The 16,166-nt window shown below is 58.8% G+C and carries 14 protein-coding genes; 5 read left to right on the top strand and 9 right to left on the bottom strand.

Annotation, left to right across the window (positions count from 1 at the left end):
- Positions 1-26: 26 nt before the first annotated feature.
- The 5 genes from HMPREF2857_RS01985 to HMPREF2857_RS01965 all read right to left on the bottom strand — a co-directional run bounded on the left by HMPREF2857_RS01985 (position 27) and on the right by HMPREF2857_RS01965 (position 5,350).
- A complete protein-coding gene (locus tag HMPREF2857_RS01985; RefSeq protein WP_016422963.1) occupies positions 27-1,391 on the bottom strand; it encodes a Na+/H+ antiporter family protein in 1,365 nt (454 codons plus the stop codon).
- An 89-nt stretch (positions 1,392-1,480) separates the two neighbouring features.
- Positions 1,481-1,840 carry a biotin/lipoyl-containing protein gene (locus HMPREF2857_RS01980; protein WP_016422964.1) on the bottom strand — a complete coding sequence of 120 codons (360 nt, stop codon included), beginning with the start codon at positions 1,838-1,840 and terminating at the stop codon, positions 1,481-1,483.
- 71 nt (positions 1,841-1,911) lie between these two features.
- Positions 1,912-2,217 (bottom strand): hypothetical protein, encoded by a 306-nt coding sequence (locus HMPREF2857_RS01975; RefSeq protein ID WP_016422965.1) that lies wholly within the window; start codon positions 2,215-2,217, stop codon positions 1,912-1,914.
- Positions 2,217-3,830 (bottom strand): acyl-CoA carboxylase subunit beta, encoded by a 1,614-nt coding sequence (locus HMPREF2857_RS01970; protein WP_049193986.1) that lies wholly within the window; start codon positions 3,828-3,830, stop codon positions 2,217-2,219. Before HMPREF2857_RS01970 ends, HMPREF2857_RS01975 begins: the two co-directional genes overlap by 1 nt.
- Positions 3,831-3,853: 23 nt before the next feature.
- Positions 3,854-5,350, bottom strand: a complete 1,497-nt coding sequence (locus HMPREF2857_RS01965) for a methylmalonyl-CoA carboxytransferase subunit 5S (RefSeq protein ID WP_070642475.1) — start codon at positions 5,348-5,350, stop codon at positions 3,854-3,856.
- Positions 5,351-5,624: 274 nt separating this feature from the next.
- Between HMPREF2857_RS01965 and glgX the strand changes: the two genes are divergently transcribed.
- Positions 5,625-7,766, top strand: a complete 2,142-nt coding sequence (gene glgX, locus HMPREF2857_RS01960) for a glycogen debranching protein GlgX (RefSeq protein WP_049193987.1) — start codon at positions 5,625-5,627, stop codon at positions 7,764-7,766.
- Between the two features lie 173 nt (positions 7,767-7,939).
- Here the strand turns inward: glgX and HMPREF2857_RS01955 are convergent, their stop codons facing one another.
- The gene (locus HMPREF2857_RS01955; RefSeq protein ID WP_005510305.1) at positions 7,940-8,182 is read right to left on the bottom strand and encodes a HigA family addiction module antitoxin; all 243 of its coding nucleotides are present in this window, start codon (positions 8,180-8,182) and stop codon (positions 7,940-7,942) included.
- Positions 8,183-8,505: 323 nt separating this feature from the next.
- Between HMPREF2857_RS01955 and HMPREF2857_RS01950 the strand changes: the two genes are divergently transcribed.
- From HMPREF2857_RS01950 to HMPREF2857_RS01940, 3 genes are all read left to right on the top strand, one after another.
- The gene (locus tag HMPREF2857_RS01950; protein ID WP_070642472.1) at positions 8,506-10,143 is read left to right on the top strand and encodes an exonuclease domain-containing protein; all 1,638 of its coding nucleotides are present in this window, start codon (positions 8,506-8,508) and stop codon (positions 10,141-10,143) included.
- Between the two features lie 113 nt (positions 10,144-10,256).
- Positions 10,257-12,719, top strand: a complete 2,463-nt coding sequence (gene treY / locus HMPREF2857_RS01945) for a malto-oligosyltrehalose synthase (RefSeq protein WP_070642469.1) — start codon at positions 10,257-10,259, stop codon at positions 12,717-12,719.
- On the top strand, positions 12,709-13,875 hold the full coding sequence (locus tag HMPREF2857_RS01940) for a GTP pyrophosphokinase (protein ID WP_070642466.1): 1,167 nt from the start codon (positions 12,709-12,711) through the stop codon (positions 13,873-13,875). The genes treY and HMPREF2857_RS01940 overlap by 11 nt, the downstream gene beginning before the upstream one ends.
- Here the strand turns inward: HMPREF2857_RS01940 and HMPREF2857_RS10850 are convergent.
- Together HMPREF2857_RS10850 and HMPREF2857_RS01935 are read right to left on the bottom strand one after the other, a co-directional pair.
- Positions 13,823-14,215 carry an RNA-binding S4 domain-containing protein gene (locus HMPREF2857_RS10850; RefSeq protein WP_080969602.1) on the bottom strand — a complete coding sequence of 131 codons (393 nt, stop codon included), beginning with the start codon at positions 14,213-14,215 and terminating at the stop codon, positions 13,823-13,825. The genes HMPREF2857_RS01940 and HMPREF2857_RS10850 overlap by 53 nt on opposite strands.
- A complete protein-coding gene (locus tag HMPREF2857_RS01935; protein ID WP_005510313.1) occupies positions 14,216-14,461 on the bottom strand; it encodes a hypothetical protein in 246 nt (81 codons plus the stop codon).
- Between the two features lie 152 nt (positions 14,462-14,613).
- Here HMPREF2857_RS01935 and HMPREF2857_RS01930 point away from each other — a divergent pair, with 152 nt between their 5' ends.
- Positions 14,614-15,360, top strand: a complete 747-nt coding sequence (locus tag HMPREF2857_RS01930; protein ID WP_016422973.1) for a helix-turn-helix domain-containing protein — start codon at positions 14,614-14,616, stop codon at positions 15,358-15,360.
- A gap of 6 nt (positions 15,361-15,366) precedes the next feature.
- Here the strand turns inward: HMPREF2857_RS01930 and HMPREF2857_RS01925 are convergent, their stop codons facing one another.
- The gene (locus tag HMPREF2857_RS01925; RefSeq protein WP_016422974.1) at positions 15,367-16,068 is read right to left on the bottom strand and encodes a YigZ family protein; all 702 of its coding nucleotides are present in this window, start codon (positions 16,066-16,068) and stop codon (positions 15,367-15,369) included.
- Positions 16,069-16,166 lie beyond the last annotated feature (98 nt).

Genomic DNA, 16,166 nt, shown 5'->3' with positions numbered 1-16,166 from the left:
ATCACACTCACGGTCAAGCCGCGGCGCTAGAGCACCAGAGCTGCTACCCAACCAGCTGCCAGCAGCGGCAGGTTGAAGTGCAGGAAGGTCGGAATAACCGAATCGCGAATGTGGTCGTGCTGCCCGTCGGCATTGAGACCCATCGTCGGGCCGAGCGTCGAGTCCGATGCCGGCGAACCAGCATCGCCCAGAGCACCTGCAGTACCAATGATGGCGACGGTAGCCATCGGCGAGAAGCCCAGCGATACACACAACGGCACATAGATGATGGCGATAATCGGCAGCGTCGAGAAGGACGAACCAATACCCATCGTGACCACCAGACCAACGACCAGCATGGCGAATGCAGCGGCAGGCTTGTTGCCCGCAAACAGCTCTGCAGTAGCGGTCACCAGCGGCTCGATCTGGCCGGACTCCGACATCACCGAGGCGAAGCCCTGTGCGGAAATCATGATGAAACCAATCAGGGCCATCATCTTCATACCGGCGGTGAACACGTCGTCCGCCTCACGCCAGCGCACGGCACCGGTGAGCATGAAGATTGCCAGACCAGTGAGTGCACCAATCAGCAACGGATCGGCATCGGTCTCCATAGAATTCATCACAATCTGGACGACGAAAGTCACCACGATTGCAACGAGAGCAACGATAACTCGGTACTTCGACACCGGTTCGTCAGACTGGGTTTCTGCGTGTGAGGACTGGGCAATCGGCCGATCTTCGTAATGCCGTGGCTTCCGGTAGGAGAAAAATACGGCAATGGCCAGACCGGCCAGCATGCCGAGAGCCGGGATGCCCATCGTCATCATGATGTTGATATTGGAAACATCAAGGCCAGCATTCTCGATGTTCCCCAGCAGGATGTCGTTCAGGAAGATAGAACCGAATCCGACCGGAACCCACATGTAGGTGGTGACCAAACCGAAGGTCATCACACTGGTAATCATTCGACGGTCGATGTTGAGGCGGTTAAATACCGGCAACAGCGGCGGAATAATCAGCGGGATAAACGCAATGTGAACTGGGATGAGGTTCTGCGACATGATCGCCATGGCCAAAATGCCGGCGACCATGCCCCACTTGGTCCATGCCTCTGCCTTAGATTTAGCGCCTTCATCCTCCGTGCCGATCTTGGCAATCAGCCAATCGGCCAGCAGTTTGGGCAGCCCGGAGGATGCCACTGCCATGGCAAAGGCACCCAGCATGGCATAGCTCAGGGCAATCTTCGCACCACCAGAGAGGCCTTCCTGGAAGGCAACCATTGTGGCATCGAGCCCCATACCGGCGGAAAGACCACCGACTAAGGCGCCAATAAACAGCGCTAGCACAACGTGTACCCGGCAGACCGCCAGGATTAGCATCACCAAAACGGCGAGAAGAACGGCATTCATAAGGAAAATATTAAGGCAACCTTAAGTATTTCCAGCAACCGGGGCTAGAAAGACTTCACCCCAGAATCTTTACACCCCGGCTAATGCGGCTAATCAATCGAGACGAGTCCCTGGCCGCCCTGCACTGCGTCGCCGACTTCAACATGAATAGAGCCGACGGTGCCTGCAGCCGGGGCCGTAATCTCGGTTTCCATCTTCATTGCCTCGAGAATGAGCAGCACCTCCCCAGCCTCAATCTTCTGGCCTTCCTCGACCAAAATCTTGCTGACCGAACCTGCCAGTGGCGCCACCACCGAATTGGCGGAGACACCCGAGACACTAGCGGTGGCCGGCTCAACGGAAGCGCTCGACGATCCACCCAACACGATGGGCGAAAGACGCTTGGGCTCCTCAACTACTTCAACGTCGACATCGTAGGCAATGCCGCCGACAGTCACTTTCAATTTCATGGCTCAACAATCCTCACGTAGCAAAAGTCAATGAGTCAGACTCAATTAAGTCGGTTATCGAAAATTTCCAACTAACGCAGGTTGCGCTGCTGCTGGATCTGGCGTCCCTGCGCAGCCCACGTCTTATGGCGGTTGTATCGAATTGCCTTCACCTTGCCGCGATTGCCCAGGTACGCAGACACCGCTGCCGAAATGGCGATGACAGTATCCTCGGGGATATCTGCGTCCACGCGTTTGCGCAGTTCAGCCAACTCGCTCTCTGCCTGATTCAGTCGTGCCGTGGCCTTCTGCAAGCTTGTCGAGGTCGCATCCAACCGGTCGGTCAGTTCAGCGACGAGCGCTCGCAGCTCCTTAATCTCACCGATGCCGTCAGACATTACTGTGGCCCCAATCCGTGCTTCTTGGCCGGGCGAACCTCGCGCTTGTTACGCAGAACCGACAGTGCGTCAGCCACACGCAGGCGGGTTTCCGCCGGGTCAATCACGTCGTCGACCAGTCCGCGCGAGGCGGCGACATACGGCGTCGAGAAGCGTGTCTTGTATTCGGCGATACGCTCGTCGCGCACGCGCGCCTGCTCTTCCTCGTCGCCCGCGGCGGCAATTTCCTTTCGGAAGACCACGTTGACCGCACCCTCTGCGCCCATCACCGCAATTTCCGCGGTCGGCCATGCGAATACGTAGTCCGCGCCGAGGTCCTTCGAGCACATCGCCAGGTACGCACCGCCGTAGGCCTTACGCATGACGACGGTCACCTTGGGCACAGACGCTGCGGAGTATGCGTAGAGCATCTTTGCGCCGTGGCGGATGATGCCGCCATGCTCCTGGGTGACGCCCGGCATGAAGCCAGGAACGTCAACCAGGGTGACCAGCGGGATGTTAAAGGCATTGCAGAAGCGGATGAACTTGGCACCCTTGTCCGAGGAATTGATGTCCAGCACACCGGACATCACGTTCGGCTGGTTGGCGACAAAGCCCACGGTACGGCCCAGAACTCGACCAAAGCCGACAACCAGGTTGGTGGCAAAACCCGCCTGGCACTCGAGGAAATCGCCATTGTCGGCGATACGGATGATGACCTCGCGGACGTCGTAGCCCTTCTTGCCATCGACGGGGACGATGTCGCGGAGCTCTGGATCCGGCTCGGCGTCGAATACCGGATCCACGATTGGTGGCTCTTCCGTGTTGTTCTGTGGCAGGAAGCTTAATAGCTTCTGCGCAATCAGGATGGCCTGCTCGTCATCGTCGGCAACGAAGTCAATATTGCCGGCCTTGGCCATGTGCGCATCAGCGCCACCGAGCTGCTCGGAGGTGACTTCCTCGCCGGTCACAGACTTAATAACGCCCGGGCCGGTGATGAACATCTGTGCCTTGCGAGTCTGAATGATGAAGTCGGTCAGCGCTGGCGAGTAGGCAGCGCCACCAGCACATGGGCCTGCAATGATGGAAATCTGCGGCACCAGACCGGAAAGCCAGACATTGTTGTAGAAGACCTGGCCATAGCCCGACAGAGAGTCAATTCCCTCTTGAATGCGAGCGCCACCGGAGTCGTTGATGAAAACGAACGGAGTGCCGTTGTCGGCAGCAGCGCGCATGGTGGCCGCAACCTTGCGGGACTGCGTTTCACCAGCGGAGCCACCCATGACCGTGAAGTCCTGGGAGGCCACGTGTACTGCCCGGCCGAGAACCGCGGCAGTGCCGGTGACCACGCCGTCGGCAGGCGCGTCGGCAGTATCCATGCCGAAGTCGGTGGTGCGGTGAGTCATGAACATCCCGGTTTCACGGAAAGTGCCCTCGTCGACGAAGTTGTCGATACGCTCGCGGGCAGTCATCTTCCCACGTTCGTGCTGCTTGGCCTGGCGGGCTTCACCGCCACCGGCCTCAACACGGCGACGCTGAGCATCCAAATAATCCAGGCGCTCCGCCATCGAGGCATCGACGCCCGGCGCGACGGCATCCGCCGAATTCGGCTGGTTTGCTGAACTTTGCGACATTGCTATCTCTTCTCCCGATGTTCCTAGGCGGGTTCCACCTGGACGGTCTGCGAACGACCGCCAACGGTGACCTTGTAGCGAATTGGCTCGCGAATGGCATTGGCAGCACCTGAGGCCTGCTCCGCCTCGCGCTTGAGCTGTTCGGCAGTCTTACCGACGTTCTTCGGCCCTTCGCCGCGCGTGGTGAAGAATCCCGGTGCGACGGATGGGAACAGTGCGTTGGTCAGGACGTCCTCGGCGGTGCCGTTGTAACCGTCGAGCTCCTTGGCCTGCTCGACCAGGTCGTCCCACTCTGGCTCGAGGAGATCAGCCGGGCGAACCGTGATTTCTTCCTTCTTGGTCTGTTCCGCTGCCTGCTTAATCAGCTCTGGGTTGCGCTCACCCGGGCACTGCCCGTAATAGCCGAGCATGAGGTCAGCGAACTCAGCCGTCATAACCTTGTAGCGTCCCATCAGCACGTTAAACACAGCTTGCGTGCCGACGATCTGCGAGCTCGGAGTCACCAGCGGCGGGTAACCGGCGTCCTTGCGGACAATCGGTACCTCACGCATGACCTCTTCGACGCGGTCACCCGCACCCTGGGCCTTGAGCTGGTTTTCCATGTTCGACAACATGCCACCAGGAATCTGCGACATGAAAATGTCGGTATTGACCAGGGTTTTCGACTCGAACTCTGCGTACTTCGGACGCACCTCGCGGAAGTGGTCACGAATGGTGATGAGGTTATCCATGTTCAGGTCGGTGGTGTAGTCGGTTCCCTCCAACATTTCCACCAGCGACTCGGTCGGGTTGTGCCCCGGGCCCAGCGACATCGACGAAATTGCCGTGTCCACGACATCCGCACCAGCTTCGATGGCCTTCATCAAAGTCACCATCGTGACACCGGTGGTCGAGTGACAGTGGACGTTAATCTGGGTGTCCTCGCCGTACGTTTCCTTGATGCCGCGGATGATGTCGTAAGCCGGCTGGGGTTTCAGCAGCGCTGCCATGTCCTTCAACGCAATGGAATCCGCCCCCATATCCAGTAGACGACCAGCGAGCTTCACGTACCCGTCGACGTCGTGAAGCGGAGACGTCGTGTAGCAGATCGTGCCCTGCGCATGCTTATCGACGTTCTTAACTGCGCGCATAGCGTGCTCGAGATTGCGTGGGTCGTTGAGCGCGTCGAAAACACGGAATACGTCCATACCGTTTTCAGCGGACTTCTCGACGAACTTGTCAACCACCATGTCCTCGTAGTGGCGGTAACCGAGAAGATTCTGGCCGCGCAGCAGCATCTGCAGGCGACTATTCGGCATCAGCTTGCGGAATGTCCGCAGGCGCTCCCAGGGATCTTCATTAAGGAAGCGGATGCAGGCGTCAAAGGTTGCGCCGCCCCAGCACTCCACACTCCAAAAACCGGCCTTGTCCATTTCTTCACAGACATCGACCATGTCTTCCATAGCCATTCGCGTTGCCATGAGGCTCTGATGAGCGTCTCGGAACGCTACTTCCGTTACACCAATGGTTCGTGGACTCATAACTCCAAAAGTAAAGGCCTTTGGGGATCTTCGCGCGTTGGTGACCGCGAATATTGGGGATTCGGCGCCCGCCAAGGTGCGTTTAGAGTGTCAAATTGCCCACTTGCAGGGTTAAATACTTATTTTCACGCGAAGTTTATGCCCTTAATCGTTCGACTCGAATTTTTCCTTGGGGGTCGTTTTTGCGAAGTGCGCTCGACAGATGGGACGGATGGCGCGCCCACACGGGACCGAAAAAGGCTCATGTTTTTTACAAAACGGTTAAGGTAGTCACATGAACCAAGCAAATACAGTCGGCGATTATCAAGTATGGCCGGGTGAGCCTTACCCGCTCGGATCTACCTACGACGGCGCTGGCACCAACTTTGCACTCTTTTCCGACGTTGCGGAAAAGGTTGAGCTTTGTCTGATTAGCGCCGAAGGCGAAGAAACACGCATTGAGTTGGAAGAAGTCGATGCGCATATCTGGCACTGCTACATCCCGTCTATCATGCCGGGCCAGCGCTACGCCTACCGCGTACACGGCCCATTCGATCCGGCCAACGGTAAGCGTTGCGACCCCAACAAGCTGCTGGTCGACCCATACGCCAAGGCTTTCGACGGCGAATTCGACGGTCACCCATCACTGTTCAACTATGACATTCATGACCACTCGAAGCGCAACACCGAGGACAGCCTGGGACACACCATGACCTCCGTGGTCATCAACCCATTCTTCGACTGGGGCGCTGACCGCGCACCTCGCACGCCGTACAACGAAACCGTGATTTACGAAGCCCACGTCAAGGGTATGACCATGACTCACCCGGATATCCCGGAGGAGCTACGTGGTACCTATGCCGGTCTCGCGCATCCGGCAATTATTGACTACCTCAAGGACCTTGGTGTCACGGCTATCGAACTGATGCCGGTCCACCAGTTCCTCCAGGACGACCACCTGCGCGAAAAGGGGCTGCGCAACTACTGGGGCTACAACACCTTCGGTTTCCTAGCACCACACCAGGACTACTCGGCTTCCCAAAAGCCAGGCGGAGCAGTCAGCGAGTTCAAGGGCATGGTGCGCGCATTTCACGATGCCGGCATTGAGGTCATCCTCGACGTGGTCTACAACCACACCGCCGAGGGCAACCACATGGGCCCAACCATCTGCTTCCGAGGTATCGACAACGAGGCCTACTACCGTTTGGTCGAGGGTGACCGCCAGCACTACATGGACTACACCGGCACCGGTAACTCCCTGAATGTGCGCCACCCACACTCGCTGCAGCTGATTATGGATTCGCTGCGCTACTGGGTCTCCGAGATGCATGTCGACGGCTTCCGCTTCGATTTGGCCTCCACCCTGGCTCGAGAATTCCACGATGTCGATCGACTCTCCGCCTTCTTTGACTTGGTACAGCAGGATCCGATTGTCAGCCAGGTCAAGCTCATCGCAGAACCGTGGGATGTCGGCGAAGGTGGCTACCAGGTCGGTAACTTCCCACCGCAGTGGACTGAATGGAACGGTAAGTACCGCGACACCATCCGCGACTTCTGGCGCGGTGAGCCATCCACGCTCGGCGAGTTCGCTTCACGTATCACCGGTTCCTCGGACCTGTATGCAAACAATGACCGCCGCCCGACTGCGTCGATTAACTTCGTGACCGCGCATGACGGTTTCACCCTCAACGACTTGGTCAGCTACAACGAGAAGCACAATATGGCCAACGGCGAGGACAACCGCGATGGCGAGTCCCACAACCGTTCGTGGAACTGCGGTGTGGAAGGCCCGACCGACGACGAGCGCATCATTTCGCTGCGCGCCCGCCAGCGTCGTAACTTCCTGACCACTCTCCTGCTGTCCCAGGGCACTCCGATGATTAGCCACGGTGACGAAATGGGACGTGGCCAGAAGGGCAACAACAACGTCTACTGCCAGGACAACCGTTTGGCCTGGGTCGACTGGAATCAGACTCGTACCAACTCTGAACTGGTTGAATACACCCAGTTCCTGACTGAGCTGCGTGCGGAACACCCAGTCTTCCGACGCCGCCGCTTCCTGCGCGGTGGCCCGCTCGGTGCGGAAACCGACGATCGTGACATTGCCTGGCTGACCTATGAGGGTCGCGTCATGACTACCGATGACTGGAACTTCGACTTCGGCAAGTCGTTGATGGTCTGGCTCAACGGCGATGCCATCACTGAGCCTGATCGCCGAGGTCACAGGATTGAAGATGACTCCTTCCTGCTGTGCTTCAACGCCCACCACGAGGACATCATGTTCCAAATTCCGGGCACCGAATACGCACACAGCTGGGAAGTCATCATCGACACCACAGAGATTACGGGTCGCCCGACCCGCGAACGCATCGTTGAGCCAGAAGGCGAGCTCCGCGTGCCAGCCCGTTCTACCATCGTGCTGATCGAGCGGCACTAGCCGCGTCCGCGTTGGGTGTAGGGGCCTGGGCCTGGGTTGGTTCCTACACAAAAATCCCCTGTCGGCGGAAGGCTTTTCTTCCACTGACAGGGGATTTTTCGGCTCTGAGTTCAACTCAAAACAGGGTTTGGGTCAACACAGCACTGCGGGAGCCGAGCTGGCGTGAAGTCTTCTTACGCAGATGCGCGCATATTGAACTCCGCCTGAGAGTTCAACCAGTACTCCGGCTCGGTGTCAAAGTAGTCGGACAGTCGATTTGCGAGGTCAGTAGTGACCGCAGTGCGGCCGGTGCGAAAGCGCTCCAGAGTTGAGCTTGGCACGCCGATGGCAAGAGCCAGTCGGTAGATAGAGAGGTGTCGCGGCTCGAGGAAATTATCGTTCAAGATAGAACCAGGGTGCACAGGATGCGTGCTCAAAATGTTTACTCCTTATTTCATCGCTTCACTGGCATACGTTGTTTCCGCTTTGCCCTACGCTTGAGCTCGAAGGCTCGAACGACCAGTTACCGCCGTTCGTCGAAAAGTATAAGGAGCGCCCGCTCAAAATGCATCCGGACATTTAACCCCCCAAAACATGTGGTTTTCAGGGGTACAGACACCCCCACTGTCCGAACGCTCCATAAATATTCCTATTTTTGTGGGCATTTCCACATTGTCGGAAGCCATGTGTACTCGGCGAGAACCGCAGGTACCGCAGCCTCTATGGGGCTCAATCCGCCATCGGCGCTACCATCTAGTGCATGACTACGACCACGCCATCCTCCGAGCCCGCCGTCGTCTTCGAGCTCACCGGCGACACGGTGACTATTACCGCAGATGGGCTCCGCCTTACCCACACCATCAACACGGCTAGCACCGCCCCCGCGAAGCCCCTCCCGCTTGCCGACGTTGCCGAGGTCGCATCGGCAAGTAAAAACGGTGTCTACACTCCGGCCAACCGCTTTTTCCCCGGCACGGTAGACCTCGGGGTAGCTTTGCCAAAGGCCCGTGTGATGCCTCATCGTCAGGCAGCAGCGCAGTTGCTGGCAGACCTCGTGGCGGAGATAGCCAAGAATCCTGAGTTCTACAACTCAGCAGATGCTTTTACTTCCACGTTGATGCCGTGGGTGGCACAGCGCGCGGCGGTCACCGAAGGCGTGAGTGTGGTTGAGGGCGCGGGCGACGTCGTAAAGCACTCTGTGCCTTTTGCACCGCTTCCTACTGGGGATGAGGTTGCGGTGTCAGACATCGCACCGTTTGCGGCGTTCGATGTAGAGACAGCGAACGAAGACACCGGCTCGATTATTCAGCTTGGTGTTGCGGTCGTGCGTGGCGGGAAGGTGACGGATCGTTATTCCTGGATGTGCCGTCCGCCAAAGGGGCTGGAGTATTTTGATGAAGCCAATGTCGCGATTCATGGCATCACGGCGGCGGATGTGGCCGGTGAGCCGTCATTTCCGGAGCAGCTGGCGAAGTTTATTGACGTCGTTGGGGATTTGGACGTAGTTGCTCACAATGCGCGGTTTGATTTCACTGCCCTGTCGCGGGCGTGCCGGGCGGAAGGCATTCCAGCACCGAAGTTGAATTTTGCGTGTACTTATATGTGGGCTCGGCAGATGCAGTTGGGGCTGCCCAATTTGAAGCTGCCGACGTTGGCGGAGGCCGCGGGGGCGTCGCTGGAGAATCATCATGATGCGACGGCGGATGCGGTCGCATGTGCTGAGGTAGCGCTGTGGTTGATGGAGCAGCAGCGCGCGACATCGGTGGCTGATTTGAGCCAGAAGGTCTCGCTGAGCTTGGGCCAGATTGGCAGTGGACGAGTGCGGATGGTGCGCTATGACCCGTCCGGTGTCGCCAGCACTGGTGCCGGGACCAACGCGGGCACTGGTGCTGGTGCGCAGTCCGGCAGTTCCGCGCCGTCACGTCGGCCGCGTCGCAATGCGAAATGGGATGCGGCCAAGACACCGGACACCATTCCAGACCCGAATCCGGACGCGGATCCAAGCGGCCTGCTGTACCAGCAGCGGGTGACACTGACCGGCGATTTTGCACCGTATGACAAGGGGTTTCTGTGGGATAAGATCGCCTTTGCAGGTGCGAATATCAATAAGGGTGTCACGAAGAAAACGACCATTTTGGTCGCCGGTCCGTGGGATTCGGTGACGTCGAAGGAGAAGAGGGCTCGACAGCTGCAGGCCGAAGGCCAGGAAATCCAGATTTGGACTGAGAAGGAGCTCTTCACCGCACTCGGGCTGAATCCGGAAGAGGATGGCGCGTCCGAAGCAGGAGACACTGCGGAAGGAACACCTAGCGCCAGTGCCGGGGACAACTCCAGTGAGTCGGTTCCGTTGTTCGGTTCTACTTCCCTGCCGGGCGATGACGGAATGCCACCCTTCTAGGCAACGTTCACGAGAAGAAATTCGCATTCGGACGGCGGGCGCAGACTCTGGGGCTAGCTGCTGCCACAGCGGTCAGGCAGCAGCTTTTCCTGGTCGGCGGTATAAAGGGGAACATGAGTCGCCGACCAATTACGTCCACCTACCGTCTCCAACTCCGTGGCCCCAAGGCCGACCCAAACGGGCGCGCTTTCACGTTCGCTGACGCGGCTGAACAGGTCGGCTACTTGGCAGACCTCGGAATTTCACATCTGTATCTGTCGCCTATCCTCACCGCCGTACCGGAGTCTAACCATGGCTACGATGTCATCGATCCGACGACGGTGAACCCGGAGCTCGGCGGCATGGAAGAGCTGCAGAAGCTCGCGCAGGTGGCGCACAAGGCCGGTCTGGGCATCATTATCGACCTGGTACCGAACCACCTCGGTGTTGAGGAGCCCAAGCTCAATGCCTGGTGGTGGGACGTTCTGACCTATGGCAAGGATTCTCAGTTCGAGCCATACTTCGATATCGACTGGCACGAGGACAACGGTGCCAACGGCAAGATGGGGTTGCCGATTCTGGGCTCCCCGGAGGATATCGACAAGCTGGAGCTCGACACGTCTGGTGACGAGCCACTTCTGCGTTACTACGACAATGCATTCCCGGTGCGCCCGGGCACCGAGGACGGCACCCCGCAGGAAGTACATGATCGCCAGGCCTATCGCCTGATGTACTGGAAGGACGGGGTCATTGGCTACCGTCGATTCTTCAGCGTCAACGGTCTGGCCGGCATCCGCCAGGAAAACCCGGTGGTATTCGAGCACACACACCGCATCATCCGCGAGCTGCTGGCAGCGGACATCATTGACGGTGTCCGCATTGACCACCCGGATGGCCTCAGCAACCCATTCGGATACCTCAGTGAGCTGCGCCGTCTACTCGGCGATGACAAGTGGCTGGTTATCGAGAAGATTCTGGGTGCCGAAGAGCCACTGGATCCGAGGCTCCAGGTTGACGGCACCACGGGTTACGATGCCCTGCGTGAGTTCGACAATGTCTTCGTCAACCGCGACTCCCGAGACGCCATGAGCATGTTGGCTTTGCAGCAGTCCGGTTCAACCTGGGACAAGACTGCCATGCAGGCAACTGCGCAGGCGCTCAAGCACGATGTCGCAGCACACGAGTTGGCTGCAGAAGTCCGTCGTCTAGCACGTGCCCTGCGCCGCGATAACTGGTCTATCAGCGGTACCAGCGTCAGCGATGAGGTACTTATCGACACCATCTGTAAGTTGGTCGCTGCCATGCCTGTCTACCGTTCGGACTATGTCTCCCTGTCCCGAGTGGCTTCCACGGTCATTGGTGAAATGGCAGCGCGTTTCCCCTCGCGTGTCTTTGCCCTCGACCTCATTTCGGCAGGTTTGGTAGCCGGTGGTGAGGCCGCCACGCGGTTCGCGCAGGTCTGTGGTGCGGTCATGGCAAAGGGTGTCGAAGACACCACCTTCTACCGCGCCTGCCGCCTGATCAGCCTGAACGAAGTCGGCGGTGATTTGGGTCGCTACGGCATGTCGGCGGCGGAGTTCCACCTGTTGCAGTCGGAACGTGCTCGCCTCTGGCCACGAACCATGACCACGCTGTCCACGCACGACACCAAGCGCGGCGAAGATGTCCGAGCCCGCATTCTCCAGCTCTCCGATGTCTCCGGCGACTGGGCTGAAAATGTCCGCAACTGGATGGCCATCACCCCCGCCCCGGACGATGCCACCGGCTACTTCCTGCTGCAGAACATCATCGGAGTCTGGCCGACCGACGGCGTGATTACCGATGAACTGCGCGAACGCCTCCACGACTACGCCATTAAGGCCATCCGCGAGGCAGATGTGCACACCTCCTGGACGGAGCCGGTCGAGGAGTTCGAACTCGGCATCCGCAGCTGGATTGACGCGCTTCTCGACGGCCCCCTGACCGACTCCATCACAGAGTTCGTCCGCTCCATTGCGCCAGCTGCCCTGACCACGTCTCTGTCGCGCAAGCTCCTCCAGCTTGTCGGCCCCGGCATCCCCGATACCTACCAGGGGACGGAGTTCACAGAGGACTCCCTGGTCGATCCCGACAACCGCCGCTTCGTCGACTACGATGCGCGCGTCGCGGCGCTGGATAAGGTCGCCCGCGATGAGGTCACGTCGGTGACTAAGAGTCCAGAGCACCCCGCTGAGCTGCCGGAGGACTTTACGGATGCCGATGCGGACGTCGCAAAGCTGATGGTGACTCACCACGGCGTGAAGCTGCGTGCGGAACGCCCGGAGTCCTTCGTTGGCGGTGCCTACCAGCCAGTATTCGCCGTGGGTGTCGGCGAGCGTCATTTGGTCGGCGCGGCGCGTGGACCGAAGGGCGAGCCGGAAGATGTTATCGCGCTGGTGACGCGCCGTCCGCTGGGACTGCAGCGCGAAGGCGGTTGGGGCGACACTACAGTGACACTTCCCAAGGGATTCTGGACCGACCGTTTCACCGGCCATACCTGGTCGGGCACCATCACCGTGGCTTCTCTGTTCAGCTCCTTCCCAGTAGCACTGCTGGTACGCGAGGACGATGACGACTAAGCGCATGAAGGATTCGCTTGCCGACGGTTCCCGCGATCAGACCCGCAAGGCTCAGTTGGCGGAGGATCGAGAGGTTACACGTGCGCTGCAGTCGAAGTACGACTCGTGGGCAACTCGACACCCCACTGCCGCGCAGGACTTTGTCGATGCGATTAAAGAGATTCTCTCCGATGCCGGTTTGGCCTTCGACAATGTCACGGCGCGGGTGAAGTCCTTCCGCTCATTGCGGCAGAAGGCCCTGCGTCGTGAAGCGGATGGCAGCTACGTCTACCCTGACCCGTGGCACGGTATCCACGACATCATCGGTGTGCGTGTAACCACGTACCATTCGACGGAGATTCCCGCGATTATGGATGCGCTGGGAGATTCGCTGACTGTGCTGCGGAGGATTGACAAAACCGCGGAGACACGAATCAGCGGCCGGTTGGGATACGGCTCCCAGCACTTGATCTGCAAGGTGTCGACGGCGGCGCCGTCAGAGCTAGCTCCATATGCGGATATGCAGTTTGAGGTGCAACTGCGCACTGTGCTGCAGCATGCGTGGGCGGAATTTGAGCACGATATTCGCTACAAGGCCCCTGAGGGAGCGACAGACCCGCGGATTGATCGAGCTTTTGCGCTGGCCGCTGGCCTTATTGAGCTCGCGGATCAGCAGTTCGACCAAGTCGTTGCCGTGCTGGAGGAATCCACGCCGGACGATTCCGCGCAGGGAGAGGGCAAACAGCCCTCAGCTCCGGCAAAGACCACAGCCGATGACATTGTGGTGACTGAGGAAACCCTACCCGGCGTGCTGACGATGCTGCTTCCAGATGCGCCCCGATCGAAATCAGAACATTACGGCTGGGCAGAAGAACTGCTGGAGCGCAATGGCATTCGCACTGTCGGGCAGCTGCGAGAGCTACTTAATCCGCAGCGCCTCAGCGCGGTAAGCAAGGCTATGAAGTACCGCTTTAACCCAGGCCATGTGCGTGTTATCGATGACCTACTACTAGCGGCTCGCGGTGAAAAGCACATCAAGGCCACTGCAGATACCAGCCATAACCCGAAGCGTCGACCAGCCCGTTTGCGCGCACGGTTGCAGCAACTAGCGGAGGCCGGGATGCCTATGAGCGACGTCCCCGAAGACGATCGAGCTGACGGCGATCGCGCTTCGTAGGCCGCCCGGCACCGCGGTCGCGCGTCGGCATCGATGCGAGAATCTCCCTCGGGGGCGGCGGCGGAGAGTGGTCGATATAGCACTGCCTGGCCACCGGAGCTCCGACCCGCTTCTTCACCGTCTTGGTGACCTCAACAATGTGTTCGCGGTGGTTTGCCCACAGTCGCACTCTATCCCCTGGAACGACCAGAACTGAGGGTTTCACGGCTTCGCCGTTGACTTTGACGTGGCCGCCACGGCACGCATCTGCGGCCAATGAGCGAGTTTTCAGCAACCTGACCGCCCAAATCCAGGCATCAATACGCACTGGCTCGGTAGACAATTGCTGCTGAGCAGGCATTTACTGCGGATCCTTGTAGTTCACAATCCGCTGAACCTTTTGCCAATTGAGAAAACCACCGACCAGGCCGACTACTGCCAGGATGAGGAATAGAGACATGCTTCCGGCTAGAAGTCCGAGCACTGCACCGCCGACGACACCACTGCCTGCCCATACAACGGCATTGCGGGAGTACTTTCGCACCGCGTTCTTGCGGAGCTCAATGGGGTTCTGAGGTTGGGGCTGAAGATAGCTCATGGAGTACATATTAGAGCGTTCTGGTCGCCCTGACGCATCGCATAGGTCGATAGGGCGTACAATTCGGGAAAAATTTCTACAGCTATAGCAAACCTGCTAGATATTCCTATTTGGGTAGGTAATTAACACAATGGCGTAGGTTGATTGCTAGTGTTAGTCCTATGACAGAAACTGTCCGCCCCCGCCACCGCATGGTCGACCGCGTTGCGGCGATCCTCGAACTCGTTGCGCGCTCTAACGAAGGTCTAACCCTCACTGACATCGCCCACACGCTGAACTATCCGCTCAGTACCACGCAGGGCCTTGTCAACGGTCTGACTGTGACAGGTTACCTTGACGAGTCCAACAAGCGTTACACGCTCGGCATGGCGCCGTTTCTGCTCAATGTCATGGCCGGTCGTCGCATGGTCAACGTTCCGACGGCTGAGCTCGAGGCGATTCACAACGAAACTGGCTTGATTACCGTGCTGGCGCTGCCGGTTGGTGGCAAGCTTTTCTACCTCAAAACCGTCGGTGAATCCATGCGCTACCAGTACCTGACGGAGAACTTCCTGCCGCGCTCGCTGTTGCGCACCTCTGCAGGTTGGGTTTTGATGAGTCGGTTTGAGAAGCGCGAACTGTGGTCCTACCTGAACTCCGCGCGGCCGGAAGACCAGGTCTATGTGGATGATTTCCTCCGCCAGGCCGGGGAAATCGCAGAGACCGGCGTCTGTGCTGCCCCGGGTATTGCCGAAGGCGGTGGCGTTGACGGTGTCTCTATCGCAGTGGAGGAAGACGGTGCTACTGTCGCGGCAGTCTGCGTCTTCGGTCGGCCAGAAAAGATTGCGGAAAATAAGGACGAGCTGGTGGAAATTCTCAAGCGCCATCGCGGCGCACACAACGGCGAGGAATCCCCGAACCAGGGTTAGTGGCTGTTAAGCGCGCAGCTCCCACCAGATTTCGCCACCGTCCGTAGACGGCTCGCTAGCTCCCTTAGTCAGCGCCTGCATTTCGCCGTCAAGCTGGGCAATCCCATCGGCAGTCACCGCGATGGAAAACTCCACGTTCTGGCCCCACCGCGTTTCCACGATCTCATAACCACGAGCACGCAATTCCGCTTCGATGCGACCGGCATCTGCGGCGGAGACACTCACTACCCTCAAGGCTCTTTGCACGCGTCGCATGCGCGTGACTTTTTCTAGACACTCTAAGACCGAATCCGAATAGGCCCTCACAAGCCCACCCGTGCCTAATTTGATGCCGCCAAAATAGCGGATCACTACGGCGGTGACATTCGTCATTCCAGAGCCCTGGAGCACATCGAGCATCGGGCGCCCTGCCGTGCCACCAGGTTCACCGTCATCTGAGGATCGCTCCACCCGATTCCCTCCGACGACCTCATGAATGTATGCGCTGCAGTGGTGGCGAGCATCCGGGTACTCCGCCTTGGCCAAATTGATGACCTCTCGGGCGCTGTCTTCGTCGTCGGCACGCGCGATCCACGTAATGAAGCGAGATTTCTTAATCTCGATTTCATTCGTGACGATGTCACCGTCGGCGGGGACAATCAGCTCGATGTCACGCTGATTCTGCGTCGCTTCGGTCGAAGTGGATGGCTCGGTGGTCATAGTGTCCATTGTTGCCTATGGGCTTAGTGCACACCCAATCACCGCCGCTCGGTACTTTTCTCGACCTCACCTTTGACTCCCCTCGAATCCGCGGTGTTCGAAAACGT

The organism is Corynebacterium sp. HMSC076C10 (assembly GCF_001812455.1).
GTDB classification, from domain to species: domain Bacteria; phylum Actinomycetota; class Actinomycetes; order Mycobacteriales; family Mycobacteriaceae; genus Corynebacterium; species Corynebacterium jeikeium_D.
The sequence above is the reverse complement of the archived record's forward strand: the minus strand, read 5'-3'. Positions and strand labels throughout refer to the sequence as shown.

Excerpts from the sequence above, each read along its gene's own strand:
- HMPREF2857_RS01985 (WP_016422963.1), bottom strand. The coding sequence starts at position 1,391 with ATGAATGCCGTTCTTCTCGCCGTTTTGGTGATGCTAATCCTGGCGGTC.
- HMPREF2857_RS01980 (WP_016422964.1), bottom strand. The coding sequence starts at position 1,840 with ATGAAATTGAAAGTGACTGTCGGCGGCATTGCCTACGATGTCGACGTT.
- glgX (WP_049193987.1), top strand. The coding sequence starts at position 5,625 with ATGAACCAAGCAAATACAGTCGGCGATTATCAAGTATGGCCGGGTGAG.
- HMPREF2857_RS01935 (WP_005510313.1), bottom strand. The coding sequence starts at position 14,461 with ATGTACTCCATGAGCTATCTTCAGCCCCAACCTCAGAACCCCATTGAG.
- HMPREF2857_RS01930 (WP_016422973.1), top strand. The coding sequence starts at position 14,614 with ATGACAGAAACTGTCCGCCCCCGCCACCGCATGGTCGACCGCGTTGCG.
- HMPREF2857_RS01965 (WP_070642475.1), bottom strand. The coding sequence starts at position 5,350 with ATGAGTCCACGAACCATTGGTGTAACGGAAGTAGCGTTCCGAGACGCT.
- HMPREF2857_RS01970 (WP_049193986.1), bottom strand. The coding sequence starts at position 3,830 with ATGTCGCAAAGTTCAGCAAACCAGCCGAATTCGGCGGATGCCGTCGCG.
- HMPREF2857_RS01940 (WP_070642466.1), top strand. The coding sequence starts at position 12,709 with ATGACGACTAAGCGCATGAAGGATTCGCTTGCCGACGGTTCCCGCGAT.
- HMPREF2857_RS01925 (WP_016422974.1), bottom strand. The coding sequence starts at position 16,068 with ATGGACACTATGACCACCGAGCCATCCACTTCGACCGAAGCGACGCAG.
- treY (WP_070642469.1), top strand. The coding sequence starts at position 10,257 with ATGAGTCGCCGACCAATTACGTCCACCTACCGTCTCCAACTCCGTGGC.
- HMPREF2857_RS10850 (WP_080969602.1), bottom strand. The coding sequence starts at position 14,215 with ATGCCTGCTCAGCAGCAATTGTCTACCGAGCCAGTGCGTATTGATGCC.
- HMPREF2857_RS01975 (WP_016422965.1), bottom strand. The coding sequence starts at position 2,217 with ATGTCTGACGGCATCGGTGAGATTAAGGAGCTGCGAGCGCTCGTCGCT.
- HMPREF2857_RS01950 (WP_070642472.1), top strand. The coding sequence starts at position 8,506 with ATGACTACGACCACGCCATCCTCCGAGCCCGCCGTCGTCTTCGAGCTC.